Raw genomic sequence first — 21,821 nt, 5'->3', positions numbered from 1 at the left:
CTTAATCCTTACTGCCGCGCTGCCACTGAAGATAGATGCCGATGTCCTCGGAGAACGGCTTCTGGCTCTGGTAGAAGCGCATCAGCCGGCTCATCTTCAATTCGCCGCCGACATTGTCGATCACCGCGATCCCGCACAGGCGCTCGCGGCTGCCCGTCTCGTCCATGCGGACTTCGATTTCGGGCTGGCCCGGAATGTTGAGGCGCACCACGCCATCGGTCTCCGCCCAGTTGGGCGCGCCTTCATAGATTAGCGCGAAAACGCCGATGCGGCGGATATAGTCGAAATACTGCCCGTTGACGCGGATCGTCTCGCCCGCCGCGACTGCGCCGGTGCGGTCGTCGCCCGACAGCTCGATGAAGGGCGGCTGGTGGTAGGAACCGAAGCTGCGGCCCAGCGCCTGAATGCAGCCTGCACCCATGCCGTCGGCCAGTTCGAAGATCACGCCGAGATCGAGGTCGAGCTGCTGCGTCCCGCCGAAGAAGCCCTTCTTCTGGGTGCGCGCGGTCCAGTTGAGGTTGAGCACGATCTCCCCGAAGCTGCTGCCCTGCTTCTTGAGGCTGACCGAGGAATTGCCCTTGTCGAGGCTGATCTTCTTGAGGCTCACCGGCGCAGCGGGCGGCGGCGGAGGCGGGGGAGGCGGTGCCGGGGGCGGAGGCGGAGGCGGCGGCGGCGGGGCGGCTTCGGCGACTTCGCCGCCGAAATGCCCGATCAGCGCCGCCAGACCACCGGCAAAGCCTGCTGCGATCGTGCCCAGCTTCCAGCCCGAGGAATGGCGATAGAGCTCGGCCAGCATCACCGCTTTTTCGTTGGTGAGCGCGGCAGCCGCATCGAAGCTCGCCTTGCCGCCATCGATGGTGACGGTCAGCGGGCGGGATTCGCCCACCGCGCGGCTGTCATGCGTGGCGGTGAAGACGATCCGGTCGATATTCGCGGGCAGGGCCGCCAGATCGACGGTGAAAGTGGCGGAATTGCCCGCCGCCGTCATCACCACCTCGCCGCCGGGCGAGCGCGGGTTGGAGAACAGCACGACATAGCGATCGTCGCCGATCTTCTGCCCGGGCTCCAGCCCGAAGGCGGCGATGTCGATCCCGGCCATGCCGAAATCGACCGTGACGGTGCATTGCGGGGCGATCCCCAGATCGGCGAGGGCACGTTTTTCGCCACGTTGCAGCTGCATGCGAGAATTCTCCGGGCAAGTTGAAGCGGTTGGCGCGCCGGGCGCGCAGGGTCAGATGACAGCGCGCGCTGCCGGGGCGAGATCGTGGACGGTGCGGCCGCCGGTGCGCTCACCGATCGCCTTGAAATCCCACTGCCCGCCGCTGCGCGACAGGGTGGCGAGGATCAGGCCGGTATGCGGGCCGCTTTCGGAAATGTCGAACCGGGCAAGTTCGCGCCCGCTCTTGTTGTCGACCACGCGGCCAAAGGCATTGGCGACCTTGTCGAAGGTCTGCCCGCGAAAGCTGTTCACGGTAAGGACGATATATTCGACCTTGCCGTCAAGCTGGTCGAGCTTGATCGCGATGCTCTCGTCATCGCCTTCGCCCTCGCCCGTCAGGTTGTCGCCGCTGTGGCGGATCGTGCCTGCAGCGTTGGTGAGCTTGCCGAACCAGACGGCTTCGAGCACGGTCTTGTTCGCATCGAAGGTGAGACACGAGGCGTCGAGATCGATGTCTCCGCCCCCGCCGAACAGCCCGCCGAAAAAGCCCCCCTTGGCAACATCCCAGCCCACCCCTAGGGTGATCTGCGAAAGCCCGTGCGGCGCCTCCTTGGCGAGGCTCACCGACTGGCTTTTCTGAAGCGAAACTCCCACTGATCCCCCTCGCGCGACCGCGACAAATGTCCCATTTCGGGATATCCCCGAAGGCCAGAGGGGTGTCAACCCTGCGACCATGGGGGTTGCAGGGCGTTTACGGCTGTTATCGTTACGTTTTGATTAAGCGCGCGGTCGGTTGCAGCAGGGTCTAGGCGAGCGCGAAGCTGCCCTTCAGCCCGTCGATCACATATTGCGCCGCAAGCGCGGCCAGCAGCACGCCGAGCAGGCGCGTGATGACCGCTTCGACCTTGTCGCCCAAGAGCCGGATCAGCGGCCCCGCCGCGACCAGCGCGGCCGCCGTGATCGCCAGCACCAGAGCGAGCGCGGCGAGCACCTCAAGCATCTCGGGCCACCCCTCGGCCTCGTTCATCAGCAGCATCACCGCCGCGATCGCGCCCGGCCCGGCGAGCATCGGCATCGCCATCGGGAAGACCGAGACATCCTCGACCTCGGGGGTGGCGGCGATCTTCTCGGCGCGCTCCTCGCGCCGCTGGGTGCGCTTCTCGAACACCATGTCGAAGGCGATGAAGAACAGCATCAGCCCGCCCGCGATGCGGAAGGAATCAAGCTCGATATGCAGCGCGCCCAGCAATTCCTGCCCGAACAGCGCGAAAATGAGCAGAATGATCGCGGCGATGAAGGTCGCCCGCAGCGCCATCGTGCGGGCCTGCGCGGCGGTCGCACCCTTGGTCAGCCCGGCATAGATCGGCGCGCACCCCGGCGGGTCGATCACCACGAACAGGGTGACGAAAGCGGAAAGGAAGAGTTCGGTCAGCACCATCGTATCGCTTGCAGCGGAGGCTTGCGCGCCCCTCCCATCAATCGCCGGTCGGCACAAGGCTTTGTTCGATGCCCGTCAACCAGCGGCCCTGATAGAGGTAATCGGCGGCGATATAGCGCGTGCCGTCGGCGCGCTGTTCCCAGCGCCAGCGCAGCGTGCCGTCTTTCGAGAGCCTGGCATCGGCCTTGCCGTCTTCGCCCATCGGGATCGCGGGCGGCGGCGGGGCGCTACCCGGCCCGCCGCGCGGACAGGTGGCGACCAGCCCCTCCACCAGATCGAGCGCGGTGACGACGATATTGCCGTCCTCGACCGGCTTTTTCGGCGGCGGCTGCGGCACGTCGTCGCCGCCAACATCGAAGACATAGCGATATTCGCCGTCCGCCTGCCGCTCCCACACGGTGACGAAGTTGCCGACCTTGCCCTCGGGATCGCGGTAGCGCCCCTGGCTGACCGCGACCGCCCCGTCGCAGCTCATCACCACCGCGCGCGGCTCCCATTGCACCGCCTCGGGCGGGTCTTTCTGGGTGTCGAGCCAAGGCAGAATTTCGAAGGGGCCGTTCTTGCCATGCAGCAGCGCACCGGGCGCGGCGAAGAGGCGGAAGGCGGTCCACTGCCCGCGCTCGCGCGCGGCGCGGGAAAAGGCGATTTCGGCGGCGACGATGGTGCTCGGCTGCGCGGCCCCCGGCGCGGTGGCGAGCGCGCGGTCGATCATCGCCAGCTGCCGCTTGTTCGGCTTGGGCGTCCCGCCCTGCCCGGCGCAGGCGGCGAGAAGTCCGGTGATGGCAAGAACAGCAACAAACCGGCGCATCGCAACCTCCGTTCGGATTACAGCCCCTCGGGCGCGGCCAGCCCGGCATGGGCATGGGCCGCGACCAGCGTGTTCCTGAGCAGCACCGCAATCGTCATCGGCCCGACCCCGCCCGGCACCGGCGTGATCGCGCCCGCGATCTCGCGCGCCTCGGCATAGGCGACATCGCCCACCAGCCGCCCCTTGGGCTTGTCCTCGGTGGGCGGCAGGCGGTTAATGCCGACGTCGATCACGGTTGCCCCCGGCTTGATCCAGTCGCCGCGCACCATCTCCGGACGGCCCACGGCAGCGACAACGATATCGGCGCGGCGGACGACCTCGGGCAGATTCTTCGTGCGACTGTGCGCGATGGTGACGGTGGCGTTGGCATCGGTCAGCAGCTGCGCCATCGGCTTGCCGACGATGTTGGAGCGGCCGATCACCACCGCCTCCAGCCCGCTGAGGTCGCCGTGACGATCCTTGAGCAGCATCAGGCAGCCGAGCGGCGTGCAGGGCACGAAGCCCGCCTGCCCGACGCTCAACCGCCCGGCGTTGATGACGTGGAACCCGTCGACATCCTTGTCCGGGCTGATCGCGGCGATCACCGCCTGTTCGTCGAGCCCGTTCGGGAGCGGCATCTGCACCAGGATCCCGTCAACCTCGGGGTCACGGTTGAGCCGCTCGACCAGCACCAGCAGTTCGGCCTCGCTGGTTTCGGCGGGCAGGCGGTGTTCGAAACTGGCGATCCCGGCTTCCTCGCAGGCGCGCGCCTTGGCGCCGACATAGACCTGGCTGGCCGGGTCCTCGCCCACCAGCACCACCGCAAGGCCGGGCCTGCGCCCGGTCGCCTGCACGAAATCCGCCGCCAGCGTGCCGATGCGGGCGCGCAAGGATGCGGCAAAGGCCTTGCCGTCGATCACCGCTGCCTCTGCCATCAGGTCATCGCGCCTTGCAGGATGTAGCCGATCGCGTTGAGGATCAGCAGGAACACCATCGGCGAAAAGTCGATCGCGCCGGTATCGGGCATCACCTTGCGGATCGGGCGCAGCACCGGCTCGAACAGCCGGCTCAGCGCATCGTGCACCGCATAGGCGAACTGGTTGCGCGGGCTCACCACGTTGAAGGCGAACAGCAGCCCGATGATGAACCAGATGATCAGCAGCATGTTGGCGGTGCTGATCAGCATCGCGAGTATCTGGAAAAGTGAGTCAGTCATTGCGATCCGTTTCCACTGTGTGAGCGCGCGGGCCTGTGCAGCGCGCGCCCGGTCTTGTCCCTTGGCGGGCGTATTAGCCTGTTAATACGCCTCGCGCCATAGCCGAGTTCCCGGTCAGGCGCGCACCAGCGTGCCCGCGCCGCGGGCGGTGAAGAATTCGAGCAGCATCGCGTGGCCCACCCGGCCATCGAGCACCACCGCCGCCTCGCAGCCCGATTGCACCGCGGCGACGCAGGTTTCGAGCTTGGGCACCATCCCGCCGCGGATCACGCCGTCTTCGCGCAAGCGGCCGATGTCGGCGGGGGTGAGGTCGCTCAGCAATTCGCCGTTCGCATCGAGCACGCCCGCCACGTCGGTCAGCAGGAACAGCCGCGCCGCGCCCAGCGCCGCTGCGATCGCGCCCGCCATGGTGTCGGCGTTGATATTGTAGGTCGCCCCGTCCCCGCCCGGCGCGATCGGGGCGATCACCGGGATCATCCCTGCGGCCACCATCGTGTCGATCACCGTGGTGTCCACCATCGCCGGCTCGCCCACGAAGCCCAAGTCCACCACCTGCTCGATCTGGCTGTCGGGATCGCGGGTGGTGCGGCTTACCTTCTTCGCGGTGACGAGCCCGCCGTCCTTCCCCGAGATGCCGATCGCCTTGCCCCCGGCGGCCGCGATCCAGCTCACCAGCTCCTTGTTGATCGCGCCCGAGAGCACCATCTCGGCGACCTTCGCGGTAGCCTCGTCAGTGACGCGCAGCCCGTCGACGAAGGTGCTCTCCACCCCCAGCCGCTTGAGCATCTGGCCGATCTGCGGGCCCCCGCCGTGGACCACCACCGGGTTGATGCCGACCGCCTTCAGCAGCACGATATCCTCGGCAAAGTCGCGCGCGGCCTCGGGGTCGCCCATGGCGTGGCCGCCGTACTTCACCACGAAGGTGCGCCCGGCATAGCGCTGGAAATAGGGCAGCGCCTCGATCAGCACTTCGGCCTTGGAGAGATCGGGCGAGACGGCTTGGGGGTGGTTGGGCTTGTCGGTCACCGGGCTTGTCATCCTGCGCGCACCCATCGCGGTGGCCCGCGCGCCCTAGCGTCTTGCCGCCCCGCGGCCAAGCGGCTTGGTGGCCGGTAACCTCATATTAGGCATTTACGGACTATGATGTTAACCATTGAGCAGGTCGCACTTCTGACATTGCAACACGGGCGCGCGCCATCGGCAAGAGCCGGGCCCGCCCGCAGGGATGAACGGGCATGGGCGAAGACAGCACTGACGACACGCGCGCAGACCGCTCGGGCGGAGGACGGCGACAGGGCGACCGGCGCAAGGCGCAGGTGCCCTTCGAAGGACCCGACCGCCGACAGGGCGACCGCCGCTCCGGCACCGACCGCCGCACCACCCCGCGCGAGGACAGCGAGGGTTGAGCGTTTGCGGCGGCATCGTTCAGCTTGCGAACACTGCGGCTGAACGATGAGACACATGAGACACTGTCTAAGACCAAAACTCCCGACCCCGCGCGGGCTGTGATCCGTACCCTGCGCGCAGGCTTGCGTGGCGGCGGCGGGTAGCGCTGTGCGCGGCCCGGTGCAGCGGTGTTACGCCGACAGGCGCGAGTAGGAAAGCGCCCGCCTCACCACAGATAGACCGCCAGCCCCACCAGTGCGGCCAGCTGGAGCACGGCGATGGTGTGGAGGTGGCTGACGAACGGCTGCTTGCGGGTCTTGTGCCGGAACAGCGCGCGGCCCGCATAGGCTCCCGGGGTGCCACCGAAGAACGCCAGGTTGAGCAAAGCCGCCTCCGAAATCCGCCACGCCCCCCGCTCGGCCTTGGCCTTGTCGATGCCGAAGGCGGCGAAGGCGAGAAAGTTCATCGCGATCAAGGCGGTGGCGATGTTGGCGGGGGAGAAGAGATCGGCGGGCTTCATGCGCGCGACATAGCGCGGGAGAGGTTGCGGAAGGGTTGCAGCGGCGCTTTTGTCCTTCCGGCGAAAGCGGATCGCCGGGGCCGCACAGTGCAACGCCAGCACCCCTCCCCCGTCCCGGGCTTGACCCGGGACGGGGAGGTTAGCGGCAGTGTGGTGGGCGCGATCCGGCGGGAGGTGGATCGGCTGCGTGAGTTGAAGGGAGGTGCCCACCCCTGACTGCTGTCGCTGCGCCACACCTGCGGTTCCCCGCAAACAGTAGGGGGGACTGGCTGGCGCTGAAACTCCCCTCCCGCTTGCGGGAGGGGCTGGGGGTGGGCCTGCCTTGCCGCGAACTCCGGCTTGCGATATCGCGTTGAAATGCCTGACTGGAAGCCCCGCGATACCGCCCGCGCGCGCACGCTGCGGCGTGAGGCGACGGGGCCGGAGCGGGCGCTGTGGCAGTTTCTCGCCCGCAGCCAGATCGGCGCAAAGTTCAGCCGCCAGATTCCGGTCGGGCCGTGGTTTGCCGATTTTCTGTGCCGCGAGCTACAGCTGGTGCTGGAACTCGACGGCTTCAGCCACGATGTCGCGCCCGAGCGCGACGTGCGCCGCGATGCGTGGATGGCAGCGCATGGCTTCACCGTCCTGCGCTTCACCAACGACGATGTGCACGCAAACATCGAGGGCGTGGTGACCGCGGTTTGCCAGGAGGTCGAGCGGCTGCGGAGTTTGAAGGCGGAGCGCTGACCAACCCTCCCGCCTGCGGGAGGGTCGCGGGACTTACTGAGCCAAAGGCGAAGTTAGTCGCAGCAGGGTGGGCCTGCGCCGAGGTGTCGAGACAGACCCGCCAGCCACAATGGCCCCGCGCCCACCCCTAACCCCTCCCGCAGGCGGGAGGGGGACTACCGGCGCCAAGCGCGAGGGATCGGGTTTCTCCGACAACCCTTCCTGCCCCCACCAAGGGATCGGACATCGGCGACAACCCTTCCCGCAGGCGGGAAGGGAGCGAGACTTGGCGGCTCTGCCGCCTAGTCGCAGCGGGATGGGCCTACGCCGAGGTTTTTGGAGTGCGCCGCGAGCCGAAAGCACCCTATTGGCCGATCCTTAACCTCTCTCGCAGGATGTATAGGTTAGAAAGAAGAAACACGAAATTTAATCGAGCTTGATAAATCTAGGTTTAGGGCTGATTATTTTCGGTGCTAGAGTTTTCATTCTCAGCCAATCAGGCGCGTTTACGCCTATCAATGCATGCGTTACACCGACCAAATTTTGTTGAGCTGCTTCATCCAATGCGGCCTCAACTTCCAAAACACTCGCACCCGCGTATTTTATAAGCTGCTCTTCTAGTTTCTGGGCCTTCGCACTCGGCTTAATGTAATATGGGGGCCTTGGCTGCTTCCCAATGGTGCAAAGAGCACGCATTACAGCATGATAGCCATCGTTAAACAGGCCCATAAAGCCATTAGGATCTGCTAGACTGGCTACCCATAGTTGGCTCTTCTGATCATAAAAAACACCTGAAGCATTAGCAGGGTGGGTAGATTCTGGAACGATCGCAACCCTCAGGCCATTCCCGCCCTCAAGCAGGTCGAAGTTACTCTTGACGGTAGCAGCCAAGTGACGTGCATCATCTTGAGTCGACAAGAAGAGGTCTATCTTCCAGACTTTTTTGATTCGGTCGGGCAGATACGCCTCGGCGACGTATCCCTGTGCAGCCGTCGGGATATAGTTAGCGAAGCGAAAGGGACGACCACTTCCTGTGGGCAGAAGCAACGCATCTGCGCCGCCAGCCTGGTCAATAGTGGCATCCATGAACCCGAGATATTTCGCGCGTTCCTGGCCGAACATTAGCGAAGTGGGTGCCTCATCGCGAAGTTTCGGTGCGGCACGCTTCATCGCGCGATAAACTGTTTCCGCCACGGTTGGCTCGCCCCCAAGCAACGCTTCGTGGACAGCCCATTCGAAGCCATCGCCTCTCATCCCTTTGTCAAGATCTACACGTGCAATTTTAGCGAGTTGCCTCAATGTCACAAATTCAATCGGCGTATTTAGGTCAGTGAGGTCCTCATTTGACAATGAATCGATCAGCGCCCTGATAACGGATCTAGCAATAGCGTAGAGAGCGCGCCCATATTCACCGACTGGCCCACTCTGCTCGATAAAAGTGACTTTAGGCTTCACAGGCCGTCCTCTGATAGTGCCCTAAGGTTCGACCTAGGCAATGCGAGATACCCCCAATCTATCCCGTACTTCCTGCTCGGATTTGGCGGGAAGCCACCGACTAATAACCCTCGCTTGACCAAATCCTCAGCCGCTGCGAGTGCTTCGTCTTCATCGAAATGCGGCCATCTGTTACCACAGGCACAATGATCTCCTCCACAGTTCGAAACATGAGTAAAGATCTGCCGCTCGATCTCTGACCGAAAGCGCACCCCCCTTACTCCGCAGCCTCAGCCCCAAACAGCCCGGCCTCGGCCTCATCGCCAAGTCCATCCTCGTTCACAGCCTTCGCCTTCTGTCGCTTGTCGAACGACGACCACACGGTGTTCCAGTCGCCCCGCGTCGCGCCCTTCGAATATTCCGTCGCGCGGGTTTCGAAGAAGTTGGCGTGTTCCACCCCGTTCAGCAGCGGCGCGAGCCAGGGGAGGGGGTGTTCCTCGATCATGTAGATTTCCTGCAGGCCGAGCTGCTTCAGGCGCCAGTCGGCGATGTAGCGGATGTAGCGCTTGATCTCCTTGGCGCTCATGCCGTTGATCGGGCCCATTTCGAAGGCGAGGTCGATGAAGGCGTCTTCCAGCCGCACGGTCTTCTGGCAGATGTCGATCAGGTCTTCCTTCACCGCCTTGGTGAGGCACTGGCGTTCCTCGCAGAAGGTGTGGAACAGCTTGATGATGCCTTCGCAGTGCAGGCTCTCGTCGCGCACCGACCAGCTGACGATCTGGCCCATGCCCTTCATCTTGTTGAAGCGCGGGAAATTCATCAGCATGGCGAAGCTGGCGAACAGCTGGAGCCCTTCGGTGAAGCCGCCGAAGGCCGCGAGCGTGCGGGCGATGTCCTCGTCGCTCTCGACGCCGAACTGGCCGAGGAAGTCGTGCTTGTCCTTCATTTCCTCATATTCGAGGAAGGCGCTGTATTCGCTTTCGGGCATCCCGATGGTGTCGAGCAGGTGCGAGTACGCCGCGATGTGCACCGTCTCCATGTTGGAGAAGGCGGCGAGCATCATCTTCACTTCCGTGGGCTTGAACACCCGGCCGTAGTTTTCGTGATAGCAGTTCTGCACCTCGACATCGGCCTGGGTGAAGAAACGGAAGATCTGGGTGAGCAGGTTGCGCTCGTTCTCGGTGATCTTCTGCGCCCAGTCGCGGCAATCCTCGCCCAGCGGCACTTCTTCGGGCATCCAGTGGATCTGCTGCTGGCGCTTCCAGAAATCATAGGCCCAGGGGTACTGGAACGGCTTGTAGGTCGAGCGGGCTTCGAGCAGCGACATGGGCGGATACTCCTAAGGTGGATGGTGTGTAGCACATACGGCGCGCGGGCGCCGGTGGATTCAGGGGTCAGGCAAAAGGCCAGTAATAGGCCATCACGATCAGGCAGAAGGGCACCAGCATGGTGATCATCGCGATGTGGATCACCGCGGCGTTGCGCCCGTGGCCGGGCTTGCCGCGCTTCAGCTCGCGCACCGACTGGACGGCGAACCAGACGCTGACCAACAGGCCCAGCAGGGCGACGGCGAATGGCAGGTTCATGCTTCCCCCCTTTTGAAGAAAGAGTCTGGGATGAAATTATCTGACACCCCAGACTCTCCTCGTTACATTTATCTGAGCGCGTTCAGCACATTACCGATAATGCCACCCATGCGCCGATTAGCCGGACAGGACAGCGCTCTGAGATTTGCCAGCACGCCCAAGCCGCCAAGCGCCGTCGGGACGCGATGGTCGACCTCCCATCCATATGATGACTTAAAGTCACCATATCGCGACCGAGCAATCACATTACCATGCTCGTCCACAGCCGCATCGCGAGGATGATGCGTAGCGAGCAAGGCGTTCAACGGTCTCGTCGTGCGGGCAAAAATTATATCCAATTGCTGAGGGGAGTACTGGGACATTTAAAGCTCCATAAGTTGCCCCAAGGGATTGACTGACCCACAGCGAAATCACATTGTGTGGTTGTAACGGCAGCCGCCCCTCGGGGTTGGTGTCAGAGGCCCGGGTCCAGTTAGCGCTGGTCCGGGCCTCAGTTTTTTCCGGCTCGCACCGGAAACTCGAATTTCTCCTGTTACTGGCAGCTCAGGCATTCCTCGTAATCGGTCTGCTCGCCCGCGGCGCTCAGTTCGATCCTGGGAGCTTGCGAGGTGTTGTCCGCCTCGACCCCGCCGACGAAGCCGGCGCGCTGCACGCTCTTGGAGCGCAGGTAATAGAGCGACTTGATGCCGCGTTCCCACGCCTGATAGTGCAGCATCATCAGGTCCCACTTGTCGACATCGGCCGGGATGAACAGGTTCAGCGACTGGGCCTGGTCGATATAGGGCGTGCGGTCGGCGGCGAATTCGAGCAGCCAGCGCTGGTCGATCTCGAAGCTGGTCTTGTAGACCGCCTTTTCCTCCGGCGTCAGGAAGTCGAGGTGCTGGACCGACCCGCCGCGTTCGAGGATCGAGTTCCAGACATTGGTCGAGTTCTTCGCCTTCTTCTCGAGCAGCTTTTCGAGATAGGGGTTCTTGACGATGAAGCTGCCCGACAGAGTCTTGTGGGTGTAGATATTGGCCGGGATCGGCTCGATGCAGGCCGAGGTGCCGCCGCAGATGATCGAGATCGACGCGGTCGGCGCGATCGCCATCTTGCAGCTGAAGCGCTCCATCGCGCCCATGTCGGCGGCGTCGGGGCACGGGCCCCGCTCCTGCGCCAGCAGCATCGAGGCTTCCGAGGCCTTGGAATGGATATGCTTGAACATCTGGAGGTTCAGCGCCTTGGCCATCGCGCTTTCGAAGGCGACGCCCTTTTGTTGCAGGTACGAGTGGAAGCCCATCACCCCGAGCCCGACGCTGCGTTCGCGCGCGGCGGAATACTTGGCGCGGGCCATCTCGTCCGGGGCGCGGTCGATATAGTCCTGCAGCACGTTGTCGAGGAAGCGCATCACGTCCTCGATGAACTGCTTGTCGCCCTTCCACTCTTCCCAGGTTTCGAGGTTGAGCGAGGAGAGGCAGCACACCGCCGTGCGGTCATTGCCGAGGTGGTCGATGCCGGTCGGCAGCGTGATTTCCGAGCACAGGTTCGAGGTCGAAACCTTGAGGCCGAGATCGCGGTGATGCTTGGGCATCATGCGGTTCACGGTGTCGTTGAAGACGATATAGGGCTCACCCGTGGCGAGGCGGGTTTCGACCAGCTTCTGGAACAGCGAGCGCGCATCGACCTTGCCGCGCTCCGACCCGTCGCGCGGGCTGCGCAGGGTGAACTCGGCGCCTTCTCGCACAGCTTCCATGAACTCGTCGGTGACGAGCACGCCGTGATGGAGGTTCAATGCCTTGCGGTTGAAGTCGCCCGAAGGCTTGCGGATTTCGAGGAACTCCTCGATTTCCGGGTGGCTGATGTCGAGATAGCACGCCGCCGAGCCGCGCCGCAGCGAGCCCTGCGAGATCGCCAGCGTCAGCGAATCCATCACGCGCACGAAGGGAATGATGCCCGAGGTCTTGCCGTTGAGGCCGACCGGCTCGCCGATCCCGCGGACATTGCCCCAATAGGTGCCGATCCCGCCGCCCTTGCTGGCGAGCCACACGTTTTCGTTCCAGGTGCCGACGATCCCTTCGAGACTGTCCTCGACCGAATTGAGGTAGCACGAGATCGGCAGGCCGCGCGCGGTGCCGCCGTTCGAGAGCACCGGGGTTGCGGGCATGAACCACAGGTTCGAGATGTAGTCATAGAGGCGCTGGGCGTGCGCTTCATCGTCGGCATAGGCATCCGCGACGCGGGCGAAGAGATCCTGATAGGTCTCTCCCGGCAGCAGATAGCGATCGGTCAGCGTTTCCTTGCCGAAATCGGTGAGGCGCGCATCGCGGCTCGCATCGGTGACGATGGTGAAACGGCGGTCGTTGACCTTCTTGCTGTCGTGCACGGCGGCGGCCTTGGCCACCTCCGCCATCGCGCCGGCGAGCGCTTCGCCCGCCTTCGCGGCGATCAGCACATCGGAACCGGCATCGGTCGTCTTCATGGTCACTGCCTTTTCATTGTTCGCTTCGGCGGGCGCGGCAGGCGTGCCGGCGTCCAGTTCATTCGTCACTTCATCCGACACGTTGTCGCTCGCCTTGAAATCCATCTGAAGCCCCTGTTGTCCCCCGAATCGGCACCATGACACAAGGGGCCATGTTCCGATTCTGTTCTATACCGCTTGGTCCACAGACTTGCCAACAGGGTGCACCGTTTCCGGCCCCGTTGTCGCATCGGTCGATCCCATCCGGAACCTCTCGCCGTGCCCCCGGACCGGAGCGAATCGTCCTTCCTCTGCCCTCTCACGGGGCGGGGACGTTTCACCAAGGCTTGGGGGTCCGATCAGCGCCGAACCACTAGATGATGAATCACCCCGGGACTCCCGTCAACGGGCGTTTAAGCACTTAGTTACCATGACAGCCCGGTTTCAGCCGGGTGTCCGGCCCGCGACGCGTGGACCAAGCTTGAGTCGCGCAGCCCGCAACCCCAAAATTGAATCTGTGAAGAAAAATATGGGGAGTGAATCATTCGAATCCACCCGTGAATCTTTTGCACGGGCCACGGCATGATTGTTGCGCAAGAAAGCTGCGGAACCGCTTGCCCTCATGCGAGTTAGCGTCTTTCCTGACCCGCAAACGTCGGCGCAAGGCGCTTCGATTTCGGCGGGCAGTGAGGGGACACATTTTTCATGCTCAAGACAGCCACCATTTCGGCAGAGGCGCTCGCCAACGTGCTCGACCAGAGCGTCGATTGCGTGAAGCTGATCGATCTTGCGGGCAAGGTACTGTGGATGAACTCCAACGGCATCTGCGCGATGGAGATCGACGACAGCAGCGCCATCTATGGCCGCGAATGGAGCGGGTTGTGGCCCGAAGATAACCGCGCGCTGATCACGGATTCGCTGGCGCGGGCGCAGGCCGGAGAGAATGTGCGCTTCGAGGCCTTCTGCCCAACCGCCAAAGGTGCGCCGCGCTGGTGGAACGTTACCGTCTCGCGCGTCACCTCGCCCGAAGGCGAACATGTCGGCTATCTCGCGATCTCGCGCGACGTCACCGAGGCCGAATTCCAGCGGCGCCAGCTGGCGGTCGCGGCGGACGAGCTGCGCCACCGGCTCAAGAACACCTATGCGATGGTCTGCGGCCTCATCAGCGTCTTCGCGATGGGCAACCGCGAGCACGAGACCTTCGCCAAGGAGATGAACGCGCGGCTGCTGGCGCTTGGCACCGCGCAGGCGTTCTTCACCTCGCCCGATGTGCCGCGCAACGTGAGCGAGCTGATCCCTGCGCTGGTGAAGCCCTTCGACACTTCGGCCTGCACCGTCAAACTGGACGATGTCGAGCCCGTGCTGGTCGAACGCGCGCAGGCCGATGCGGTGGCGCTGATCATCGGCGAGCTGGCGATGAATTCGGCCAAGCATGGCGCGATGAACCATGGCGGCGCGATTGCCGTGCGGGCGCGCGAGGAAAATGGGCGGCTGATGCTGACCTGGGAGGAGACCTCGGTGCAGCCCGTCGGCCAGACCTCGCGCGAAGGCGGTCAGGGGCTCGATCTGATTGCGATGACGGTCGAAGCGCATCGCGGCACGATCACCACCAGCTGGCACGATCACGGCCCGGTGGTGGTCGCCAGCCTGCCGATTACGGCGTAGCGCCCTCCGCCGCCGCGTCGGCGATGGCCTGCGCGGTCTTGTAGTCGGGCTTGCCATTGTTGAGCCTGAGCGAGCGGTCGGTGAGGATATAGCGGCGCGGGATCTTGTAGCCCGCCAGCCCCGCGCGGGCATGGGTGTCGAGCGCGGTCTGGTCGATCTCGCCCTCCGCTTCCACCACGGCGACAATCTTGCGACCGAACCTCGCGTCGGGAAGGCTGACGACGCGCACATCCTTCACCGACGGATGATCGAGCAGCACCGCCTCGACTTCCTCGGGAAAGACCTTTTCGCCGCCGGTATTGATGCACATGTTGTCGCGCCCGATGAATGCGAGGCTGCCGTCCGCCGCCCAGCGCGCGCGGTCGCCGGTCATCAGCCAGCGCTTCCCGCCGATGACCGGGAAGGTTGCCGCGTTCTTTGCGTCCTCACCGAGATAGCCCAGAGGCAACGGGCCGGTGCGCGCGACGATGCCGACGCCGTCGCTGCCGGGCGGGATTTCGTTGTGGAACTCGTCAAACAGCTTGGTCTCGCGGCCCGGGAGCGGCTGGAACTTGCCCCCGCCGGTGCTCCCCTGCGCGCTGGTGATGATGACTCCCGTGCCCGAGCTTTCCGACGATCCCAGCGCATCGACGATCGTCAGGTGGGGCGCGTGGGCGATCAGCCGCGCCTTTACTGCAGGCGAGAACACCGCGCCCGACGATACCAGCTGGCGCAGGCTCGCCAGCACCGCGCCCGCATCTCCGCGCGCATCGAGCCGGTCGGCGAGCGGCAGGGCGAAGGCATCGCCGACGATGAAAGCTCCCCTCGCCCCGAGGCGCGCAATCTCGTCCAGCGCCAGATCGGCATCGAATTTGGGCGCAGGCAGCAGCGCGAGCGTGCCGCCCTTGAGCAGGTGGATCACCGCGGTGAACTGCCCTGCCCCGTGCATCAGCGGCGAGAGCAGCAGCAGCGGCGAGGTGCTGGCCGGATGATCGGGACCGATGCGGACAGCCTCGGCGACCTGTTCCGCCAGCGAGCCCGCGACCAGCGGCGGGGTACCCGGCGGGCGCTGCCAGACGCCGATATTGAAGGCCTGCCACGCCTGATCCATCGGCCACATCACCGCCTTGGGCATTCCCGTGGTGCCACCCGTCGCGGTGAGGAACAGTGCCTGGGGGTCGTCATGCACCGCGAAACCGGCAGGCAGCGGCGTGTCGCACAGCGCGGCCCAGTCGGCGCCCCCGACATCGACCGTCAGCGTGCCCTCCGGCATCGCCGCGCGCGAGATCGGCAAAATCGCTCTCGGTGAACAGCGCCCGCAATCCGAAGCGGCTGAAAATGTCCGCCAGCTCGCGGGCCTTGTAGTGGTAGTTCACATTGACGGGCACCACCCCCGCCTTCACGCAGCCGAAATAGGCCAGCAGATATTCGGGCGTGTTGCGCAGCATCTGCCCGGCGATGTCCCCCGGCTGAAGGCCCCGCGCGCGCAGTCCGGCGGCGATCCGGTCGGTCACGGCGTCGAATTCGCCCCAGCCAATCACCCGCTCGCCATGCACCAGCGCAGGCCTGCCGGGCGGGATCGCCGCCGCCAGCGCCTTCAGCACCGCCCCGAAATTCGCACCCGCAAATGCCATCGCCAATCGTCTCCTCATCATTTTCGCTAGCCCCGCCGCGCGCGCGGTTCCCCTACGTAAATGATGAGGACAATCCGAAAAACGCGATTAGTCTCGCGAATCGGGGCGCACGGACGGGGCTGGAGAGGAGCTGACCGGATCATGGCTACCAATGTTGTCGAACTGCGCACGCCGCAGGGGCGCGAATCGCTCGAGCAATTGCTCGAGCAGGTCACAATCACCTGCCCCGAGGACATCCATGATGCGGCCGTGAACCTCGCCCGGATCGCGCAGGAACGCGGGATGCAGATCGCGGTGTGCGACGACATCTCCTCCAAGGAACCGATGGTCGATGCCGACGGCACGATCCTCAACGCCGATATCTTCCGCTGGCTGGATGACGGTGCGCGCTGGTGGGAGGATCACCGGCTGGCGCTCCACTCCCCGCTGCCACGTGCCTGCCGCTATGAAAGCGAGCCCTTCTGGGTCAACGCCCACGGCTTCAACACCCGCTGGCGCAACCACTACCTCGCCGAGATCGACCTCAACGACTTCGAGCGCCGGGCGCTGTGCAAGGCGGCGATCGTGATTCCGGTGCACCTGCCCTTCGGCCAGATTTCCGCCAGCAGCTTCATCTCGATGGAGCGCGACAAGGAAGACCTTTCGGCCGAATTCGCCGAATATGGTGCACTGTTCGCGATGGTGACGCGGTGCTTCGTCGCAGGCTATGTGCAGGCGCACCGCACCAAGCGGCGCATCCCGTCGGACTGCGTGCTGTCCAAACGCGAGGTCGAGTGCCTGCGCTGGGCGGCGATCGGCAAGACCGACAAGGAAATCAGCATGATCCTCGACCGGTCGCACGCGACGATCCGCTACCACATCCACCGCGCGGGCGAGAAGCTCGACAGCGTCAACCGCGCGCAGACGATCTTCAAGGCGGGGCAATTGGGTTACTTGGGGGCGTCTGATTAGGGAACGCGCCTCCGCGCGTTCCTCCTCGGCGCGTTTCGATCCCTGCGGGATCGAGCGCCTGCGGGCCGGGTTAGCGCACTATTCGCCCTCCTCTTCAGAGGAGGGTCGCGAGACTTATGGAGCGAAGCGGAGTTAGTCGCAGCGGGGTGGTGCCTTGCGGCAGCGCGTGTGCCTATGGCCCGCGCCACCACCCCCAACCCCCTCCTCTGAAGAGGAGGGGGCAAGGTCACCCCAACCGCCTCAGCGGCTCGCTCCCGTCCCAGCCCACGCCCGCTGCCTTGATCATCCCGAACAGGTCCGGCCCATCGTTGGCCTGCTGGAGAATCTCCACCAGCGTGCCCGGGCCCCCACCACCATTCTTGGCACCGGGATCGACATAGATCACCTCGCTCGTCCCAAACGTCCCCTCGATCATCACTTCCGCGCCCGCCTCGGCGCAGACCCGCCTTGCCTCGGCGATGTCGTCGACCAGAATGCACACGTGGTGCAGCCCGTTGCCGACCCGCGCATATTCGCCGGTGTAGATCGAGGGGTGATCGTCGCGCGGACGGATCAGTTCGATCTGCATCTCGCCCCAATAGGCGAGCGCGAGGTCGAACACCGCCTCGGTCGGCTGGCCGCGGTATTTCATGCCGTCCAGATGAATGCCCTCGATCAGGAAGAACGGCCCCACGCCCATGACTTCGGTCCAGTGCCGCACCGCCGCGTCGAAATCCTCGGGCACGAAAGCCAGCTGCATCACCTCGCCCAGCGACGCGATTTTGCCCGAAAGGCCCATGTTCCTCTCCAATCCGATAGTGTGCCCCGCGTCGGAACCTGTGTGATATTCTCCGCTCACGACACTGCACAAAGTGCGAGGACGAGGGACGGGGGCCACCCCCCGCAAGAGGACGCATCAGGCCGATGAACGAGATCAAGGACCTAGCCCGCGCTGACCGCTGCCCCGGCATCAGCTATACCGACATGCTCAACGGCGACACCCGCCGCGCGCCGGACTACCTCTTCGAGGAAACCCATATCGACATGGGCGACGATCCCCTGCCGGTCGCGCCCTATATCTCGGAGGAATTCGCCGCGCTGGAGCGCGAGAAGATGTGGCCCAACGTCTGGCTCTTCGCCGCGCGCGAGGACGAGATGCCCGATGCGGGCGACACCGTGGTGTTCGACATCGCCGGCAAGAGCTTCCTGCTGATCCGCCAGAAGGATGGCAGCGTGAAGGCCTTCTACAACGCCTGCCTCCACCGCGGCCGCAAGCTGCGCACCGAGAGCGGCGCGTCGGTGCAGCTACGCTGCCCGTTCCACGGGTTCACGTGGAGGAACGACGGGAGCCTCAAGGAAATCCCCTGCGCGTGGGACTTCAAGCACCTCGAAGGCAAGGACATGGACTTGCCGCAGGCGCGCGTCGAACTGTGGCAGGGCTTTGTGATGCTCACCGAGAACCACGACCTGCCCGATTTCAAGACCTGGCTCGGCCCGGCAGCTTCGCATTACGAGCGGTATGACTTCGCCAATCGCTATACCGGCATGTGGGTGCAGAAGAAGATCCCCGCCAACTGGAAGGCGACGGCCGAGGCTTTCATGGAAGCCTGGCACTCGATCACCACCCACCCGCAACTGCTCGCCTTCCTCGGCGATGCCAACACGCGCTATGACCTGATCGGCGACCACTTCAACCGCGCGATCACGCCGTCGGGCGTCCTCAGCCCGCACGTGAAGGGCAAGAATTCGGACTACGTGCTGGAGAAGATGAACGAGTTTTCGGGCGGGCAGGACGCGCGCACCAACCGGCGATTCTCCGCGAGCGACGGCACCGACGACAGCTATGATCCCGACGATCCGCTCGCCGCGCGCAAGGTGCTGGCCGAGGCGGGGCGCAAGGGGTTCGCCGGCCAATATGGCTACGACTATTCGGACGCCGCCGACACCGAGATTCTCGACAATTTCACCTACAACATCTTCCCTAACTTCGCGCCGTGGATCGGCTTCCTGCCGACGCTGGTCTATCGCTGGCTGCCGGGTGACACGCCCGACTGGTGCATCATGGAAATCCGCCTGCTGTTCCCCACCCCCAAGGGCGAGGAACGCCCCCGCGCGGTGGCGATGACCTACATCCCCGATGACGAGCCTTTCGCCTGGGCCAACGACATCATGGGGCCGCAGCTGGCCAATGTCTTCGATCAGGACATGGCGAACCTGCCTTACGTGCAGGAAGGCATGAAGGCGATGAAGGACGGACTGATGGAGCTCGGCCACTATCAGGACAGCCGCGTGCGCCACTTCCAGACGACACTGATGAAATACGTGAACGGGGAACTGCCTGCGGCTAAGTAACCCCGCATGAGCTTCTCCTTCGACCTCACCGGGCGCACCGCGCTTGTCACCGGCGCGTCATCGGGCCTCGGTTCCCGCTTCGGGCGCATCCTTGCCGCAAGCGGCGCGAATGTGGCGCTGGGAGCGCGGCGGGCGGACCGGCTGGAAGCGCTCGTCGAAGAAATCGGCCCCAACGCCGCCGCGATCCGCATGGACGTCGCGCGCGAGGCCGACATCATCGCCGGGTTCGACGCCGCAGAAGCCGCCTTCGGCCCGGTCGACACGGTGATCGCCAATGCGGGGGTGGACGGCGCGGGCATGGCGACGACCATTTCCGAGGAGGAGATCGAACAGACCCTCGCGATCAACCTGAAGGGCGCAATCCTGACAGCCCGCGAAGGCGCGAAGCGGATGATGGCGCACGGCGTCACCAATGGCAGGATCGTGCTGATCGCCTCGATCACCGCGTTCGAGCCCTCCCCCGGCCTCGTCGCCTATGCCGCGAGCAAGGCGGGCGTGGTGCAGGCGGGGCGCACTTTGGCGCGCGAATGGGCGCGCACGGGCATCAACGTCAACACCGTCTCCCCCGGCTATATCCGCACCGCGATCAACGATGCCTGGTTCGATACCGAGGGCGGGCAGAAACAGATCGCAAAGTTCCCCAAGCGCCGCTTGATGGGCGAAGAGGGGCTCGACGCGATGATCCTGTTCCTGTGCTCGGACGCGAGCGCGTTCGTGACGGGCGCGGACTTCGTGCTCGACGACGGACAGACGCTGTAGCGCGTCAGAAGTTCACGCCGCGCGTGGTAGTGCCTTGCGGCGGGGCAAGGCGACCTCTGCGGCGAGACTGTCGCGCCGCATGGTCTTGCCGACGGCGGGATCGACCGCCCGTTCGAACCCGCGGGTCTGGAACGCCGCGACTTCGGCGATCAGCGCTCGCGCCTCGTCCGCCAGCGACCGGGTGGAGGCCGAACATTCCTCGACCATCGCGGCGTTGGCCTGCGTCATCCGGTCCATCGCCGCCACCGCATGATCGACCTCGCTCAGCCGCTGCGACTGGCTCTGCGCCGAGTGCGAGATCGCGGCGATCAGCCCGCCGATGGAATCGACGCTGGCGACCATCTGGCTCAGCGTGGTGCCGCTTTCGCCCACCAGCTTCACGCCTTCGGCCACCTCCGCGCCGCTGCCCGAGATGAGCTTGCGGATCTGCTCGGCCGCCTCGGCAGAGCGCTGCGCCAGCCCGCGCACTTCGGTCGCCACCACGGCAAAGCCCTTCCCCGCCTCGCCCGCGCGCGCGGCCTCGACCCCGGCGTTCAAGGCGAGCAGGTTGGTCTGGAAAGCGATCGAATCGATCACCTCGATCACCGTCGCGATCTCCTGCGAGGAACGCGCGATGGCATTCATCGCCGCGACCATGCGCTGCACCACCTCGTGCCCGTCGCGCGCGCGGCTGCTTGCTTCGGACATGGCGGAATGCATGGCCTGCGCGTCATGCGAGATCTGCCCGATCGCGCCGGTCACCGCCGACAGCGCCTGCGCGGTCTCGGCAAGGCGCGAGGCCTGGACTTCGTTGCGCGAAGCGAGATCCTCGGTCGCGGCGCGGATTTCGGCGATCGAGCGTTCGACCCCGGTCGATCCCAGCCGCACCCGCGCGATAGCCTCGCACAGCGCTTCGAGCGCGGTGTTGAAATCCTCGCGCAGCACGGCGTAATCGGGCGGGAAGCCATCGCCGCAGCGGTATTCCAGATCCTTGCGGGCAAGCGCGGCGAGCGCCTCCCCCAGCGAGCGCACGATCGCGCGCTGATCGTGTTCGGCGGCGCGGCTGGCGACCGCGGCGGCGCGGAACGCCTCGAGCGCGGCGGCCATCGCGCCGATCTCGTCGGTCCTACCGACGCCTGGGACGGGCACGTCGAGATTGCCCCCGGCCATCGCCTCCATCGCGTTCGACATCTGCGCCATCGGCTCGATCGCGCGGTCGCGGATGCGGCGCGCGGCGAGGATTACCGCCGCCGCCAGCGCCAGCACCAGCACGCCCGCCAGCGCCACCAGCGCGGCGGTGGTGGCATTGTTGCGCGCCACCATATCGGCGCGGTAGGCGTTGGACATGGCCACCAGCTTGAGCACATGGCCATGCTGCGCCTCGTATGCCTTCGCCAAATCGCCTTCGTGCACCGCGCGCATCCGCGCCGCATCGCCTGCGCGCGCAGGCGGAAGGAAGCGGCTGTCTAGCACCTTCCAGAAGGCATCGGCCGAAGCGATGGTGGCATCGACCTGCGCCTGAAGTTCTTCCGGCACCGGAGTCTCGGCCCAATAGGCCTGCCGCTGGCGAAACTCCTCGCGCGTCACGTCGAGCCGCTCCATGTGCTTCGGTACGCTCGCCGGGTTGGCGGCCATCAGCGAGGTCAGCAGGAAGGGCTCGACGCTGTAGGCGGGCGGCGGGAGAATGTCCGCCAGCAGCACGTCCTGCAGCGTATTCTCCTGCGTCATCGGCCCTCCAAAGCGCACCAGCGCGATGGTGGCGCCCGTGACCGCCACGGCCAGAACGATCAGCACCATGATGATGCGGCTGCCCAATTGCACCTGTCGCTTGATCAGCATGGCGAAGCCTTCCAGA

Annotated in this window: 22 protein-coding genes; 6 read left to right on the top strand and 16 right to left on the bottom strand. The window is 65.0% G+C overall.

Annotated features, from left to right (window positions below; genetic code table 11):
- Position 1 precedes the first annotated feature (1 nt).
- The 7 genes from E2E27_RS05315 to argB all read right to left on the bottom strand — a co-directional run bounded on the left by E2E27_RS05315 (position 2) and on the right by argB (position 5,638).
- On the bottom strand, positions 2-1,180 hold the full coding sequence (locus tag E2E27_RS05315; RefSeq protein ID WP_141457985.1) for a TerD family protein: 1,179 nt from the start codon (positions 1,178-1,180) through the stop codon (positions 2-4).
- A 51-nt stretch (positions 1,181-1,231) separates the two neighbouring features.
- Positions 1,232-1,813 carry a TerD family protein gene (locus tag E2E27_RS05310; protein ID WP_141457984.1) on the bottom strand — a complete coding sequence of 194 codons (582 nt, stop codon included), beginning with the start codon at positions 1,811-1,813 and terminating at the stop codon, positions 1,232-1,234.
- A gap of 151 nt (positions 1,814-1,964) precedes the next feature.
- Positions 1,965-2,591 carry a MarC family protein gene (locus E2E27_RS05305; protein WP_141461595.1) on the bottom strand — a complete coding sequence of 209 codons (627 nt, stop codon included), beginning with the start codon at positions 2,589-2,591 and terminating at the stop codon, positions 1,965-1,967.
- Positions 2,592-2,634: 43 nt separating this feature from the next.
- On the bottom strand, positions 2,635-3,405 hold the full coding sequence (locus E2E27_RS05300; RefSeq protein WP_141457983.1) for a Cif family virulence factor: 771 nt from the start codon (positions 3,403-3,405) through the stop codon (positions 2,635-2,637).
- A gap of 17 nt (positions 3,406-3,422) precedes the next feature.
- Complete coding sequence (gene folD / locus E2E27_RS05295) at positions 3,423-4,319, bottom strand: bifunctional methylenetetrahydrofolate dehydrogenase/methenyltetrahydrofolate cyclohydrolase FolD (protein ID WP_141457982.1); 897 nt, start codon at positions 4,317-4,319, stop codon at positions 3,423-3,425.
- Positions 4,319-4,600, bottom strand: coding sequence for a YggT family protein (locus E2E27_RS05290; protein ID WP_141457981.1), 282 nt, complete (start codon positions 4,598-4,600; stop codon positions 4,319-4,321). Before E2E27_RS05290 ends, folD begins: the two co-directional genes overlap by 1 nt.
- Before the next feature lie 114 nt (positions 4,601-4,714).
- A complete protein-coding gene (argB, locus tag E2E27_RS05285) occupies positions 4,715-5,638 on the bottom strand; it encodes an acetylglutamate kinase (RefSeq protein WP_141457980.1) in 924 nt (307 codons plus the stop codon).
- Between the two features lie 197 nt (positions 5,639-5,835).
- Between argB and E2E27_RS18630 the strand changes: the two genes are divergently transcribed.
- Positions 5,836-6,006 carry a hypothetical protein gene (locus E2E27_RS18630; RefSeq protein ID WP_181443565.1) on the top strand — a complete coding sequence of 57 codons (171 nt, stop codon included), beginning with the start codon at positions 5,836-5,838 and terminating at the stop codon, positions 6,004-6,006.
- 206 nt (positions 6,007-6,212) lie between these two features.
- Here the strand turns inward: E2E27_RS18630 and E2E27_RS05280 are convergent, their stop codons facing one another.
- A complete protein-coding gene (locus E2E27_RS05280) occupies positions 6,213-6,506 on the bottom strand; it encodes a DUF1294 domain-containing protein (protein ID WP_141457979.1) in 294 nt (97 codons plus the stop codon).
- 357 nt (positions 6,507-6,863) lie between these two features.
- On the opposite strand from E2E27_RS05280, the gene E2E27_RS05275 reads away from it, so the two are divergent.
- A complete protein-coding gene (locus E2E27_RS05275; RefSeq protein ID WP_141457978.1) occupies positions 6,864-7,232 on the top strand; it encodes an endonuclease domain-containing protein in 369 nt (122 codons plus the stop codon).
- A gap of 405 nt (positions 7,233-7,637) precedes the next feature.
- Here E2E27_RS05275 and E2E27_RS05270 read toward each other — a convergent pair whose 3' ends face one another.
- The 4 genes from E2E27_RS05270 to E2E27_RS05255 form a co-directional block, all read right to left on the bottom strand.
- On the bottom strand, positions 7,638-8,666 hold the full coding sequence (locus E2E27_RS05270; RefSeq protein ID WP_141457977.1) for a hypothetical protein: 1,029 nt from the start codon (positions 8,664-8,666) through the stop codon (positions 7,638-7,640).
- 256 nt (positions 8,667-8,922) lie between these two features.
- Positions 8,923-9,972: a ribonucleotide-diphosphate reductase subunit beta gene (locus tag E2E27_RS05265; RefSeq protein ID WP_141457976.1), complete on the bottom strand. Its 1,050-nt coding sequence runs from the start codon at positions 9,970-9,972 to the stop codon at positions 8,923-8,925.
- 67 nt (positions 9,973-10,039) lie between these two features.
- Positions 10,040-10,231, bottom strand: a complete 192-nt coding sequence (locus E2E27_RS05260; protein ID WP_141457975.1) for a hypothetical protein — start codon at positions 10,229-10,231, stop codon at positions 10,040-10,042.
- A 532-nt stretch (positions 10,232-10,763) separates the two neighbouring features.
- On the bottom strand, positions 10,764-12,794 hold the full coding sequence (locus tag E2E27_RS05255; RefSeq protein WP_141457974.1) for a ribonucleoside-diphosphate reductase subunit alpha: 2,031 nt from the start codon (positions 12,792-12,794) through the stop codon (positions 10,764-10,766).
- 579 nt (positions 12,795-13,373) lie between these two features.
- Between E2E27_RS05255 and E2E27_RS05250 the strand changes: the two genes are divergently transcribed.
- Positions 13,374-14,333, top strand: a complete 960-nt coding sequence (locus E2E27_RS05250) for a PAS domain-containing protein (protein WP_141457973.1) — start codon at positions 13,374-13,376, stop codon at positions 14,331-14,333.
- On the opposite strand, the gene E2E27_RS05245 is transcribed toward E2E27_RS05250, so the two are convergent.
- Positions 14,323-15,585, bottom strand: a complete 1,263-nt coding sequence (locus E2E27_RS05245) for an AMP-binding protein (RefSeq protein WP_141457972.1) — start codon at positions 15,583-15,585, stop codon at positions 14,323-14,325. The genes E2E27_RS05250 and E2E27_RS05245 overlap by 11 nt on opposite strands.
- Positions 15,494-15,946: an AMP-binding protein gene (locus E2E27_RS05240; RefSeq protein WP_181443564.1), complete on the bottom strand. Its 453-nt coding sequence runs from the start codon at positions 15,944-15,946 to the stop codon at positions 15,494-15,496. The genes E2E27_RS05245 and E2E27_RS05240 overlap by 92 nt, the downstream gene beginning before the upstream one ends.
- 141 nt (positions 15,947-16,087) lie before the next feature.
- On the opposite strand from E2E27_RS05240, the gene E2E27_RS05235 reads away from it, so the two are divergent.
- Positions 16,088-16,897 carry a helix-turn-helix transcriptional regulator gene (locus E2E27_RS05235; RefSeq protein ID WP_181443563.1) on the top strand — a complete coding sequence of 270 codons (810 nt, stop codon included), beginning with the start codon at positions 16,088-16,090 and terminating at the stop codon, positions 16,895-16,897.
- Between the two features lie 226 nt (positions 16,898-17,123).
- Here E2E27_RS05235 and E2E27_RS05230 read toward each other — a convergent pair whose 3' ends face one another.
- Positions 17,124-17,675, bottom strand: a complete 552-nt coding sequence (locus E2E27_RS05230) for a VOC family protein (protein ID WP_141457970.1) — start codon at positions 17,673-17,675, stop codon at positions 17,124-17,126.
- Between the two features lie 125 nt (positions 17,676-17,800).
- On the opposite strand from E2E27_RS05230, the gene E2E27_RS05225 reads away from it, so the two are divergent.
- Together E2E27_RS05225 and E2E27_RS05220 are read left to right on the top strand one after the other, a co-directional pair.
- On the top strand, positions 17,801-19,228 hold the full coding sequence (locus E2E27_RS05225; protein WP_141457969.1) for an aromatic ring-hydroxylating oxygenase subunit alpha: 1,428 nt from the start codon (positions 17,801-17,803) through the stop codon (positions 19,226-19,228).
- Positions 19,229-19,234: 6 nt separating this feature from the next.
- Positions 19,235-19,987, top strand: a complete 753-nt coding sequence (locus E2E27_RS05220) for an SDR family NAD(P)-dependent oxidoreductase (RefSeq protein ID WP_141457968.1) — start codon at positions 19,235-19,237, stop codon at positions 19,985-19,987.
- Between the two features lie 12 nt (positions 19,988-19,999).
- On the opposite strand, the gene E2E27_RS05215 is transcribed toward E2E27_RS05220, so the two are convergent.
- The gene (locus E2E27_RS05215) at positions 20,000-21,805 is read right to left on the bottom strand and encodes a methyl-accepting chemotaxis protein (protein ID WP_141457967.1); all 1,806 of its coding nucleotides are present in this window, start codon (positions 21,803-21,805) and stop codon (positions 20,000-20,002) included.
- Between the last annotated feature and the right edge of the window lie 16 nt (positions 21,806-21,821).

Source organism: Porphyrobacter sp. YT40 (assembly GCF_006542605.1).
Classification (GTDB): domain Bacteria; phylum Pseudomonadota; class Alphaproteobacteria; order Sphingomonadales; family Sphingomonadaceae; genus Erythrobacter.
The sequence above is the reverse complement of the archived record's forward strand: the minus strand, read 5'-3'. Positions and strand labels throughout refer to the sequence as shown.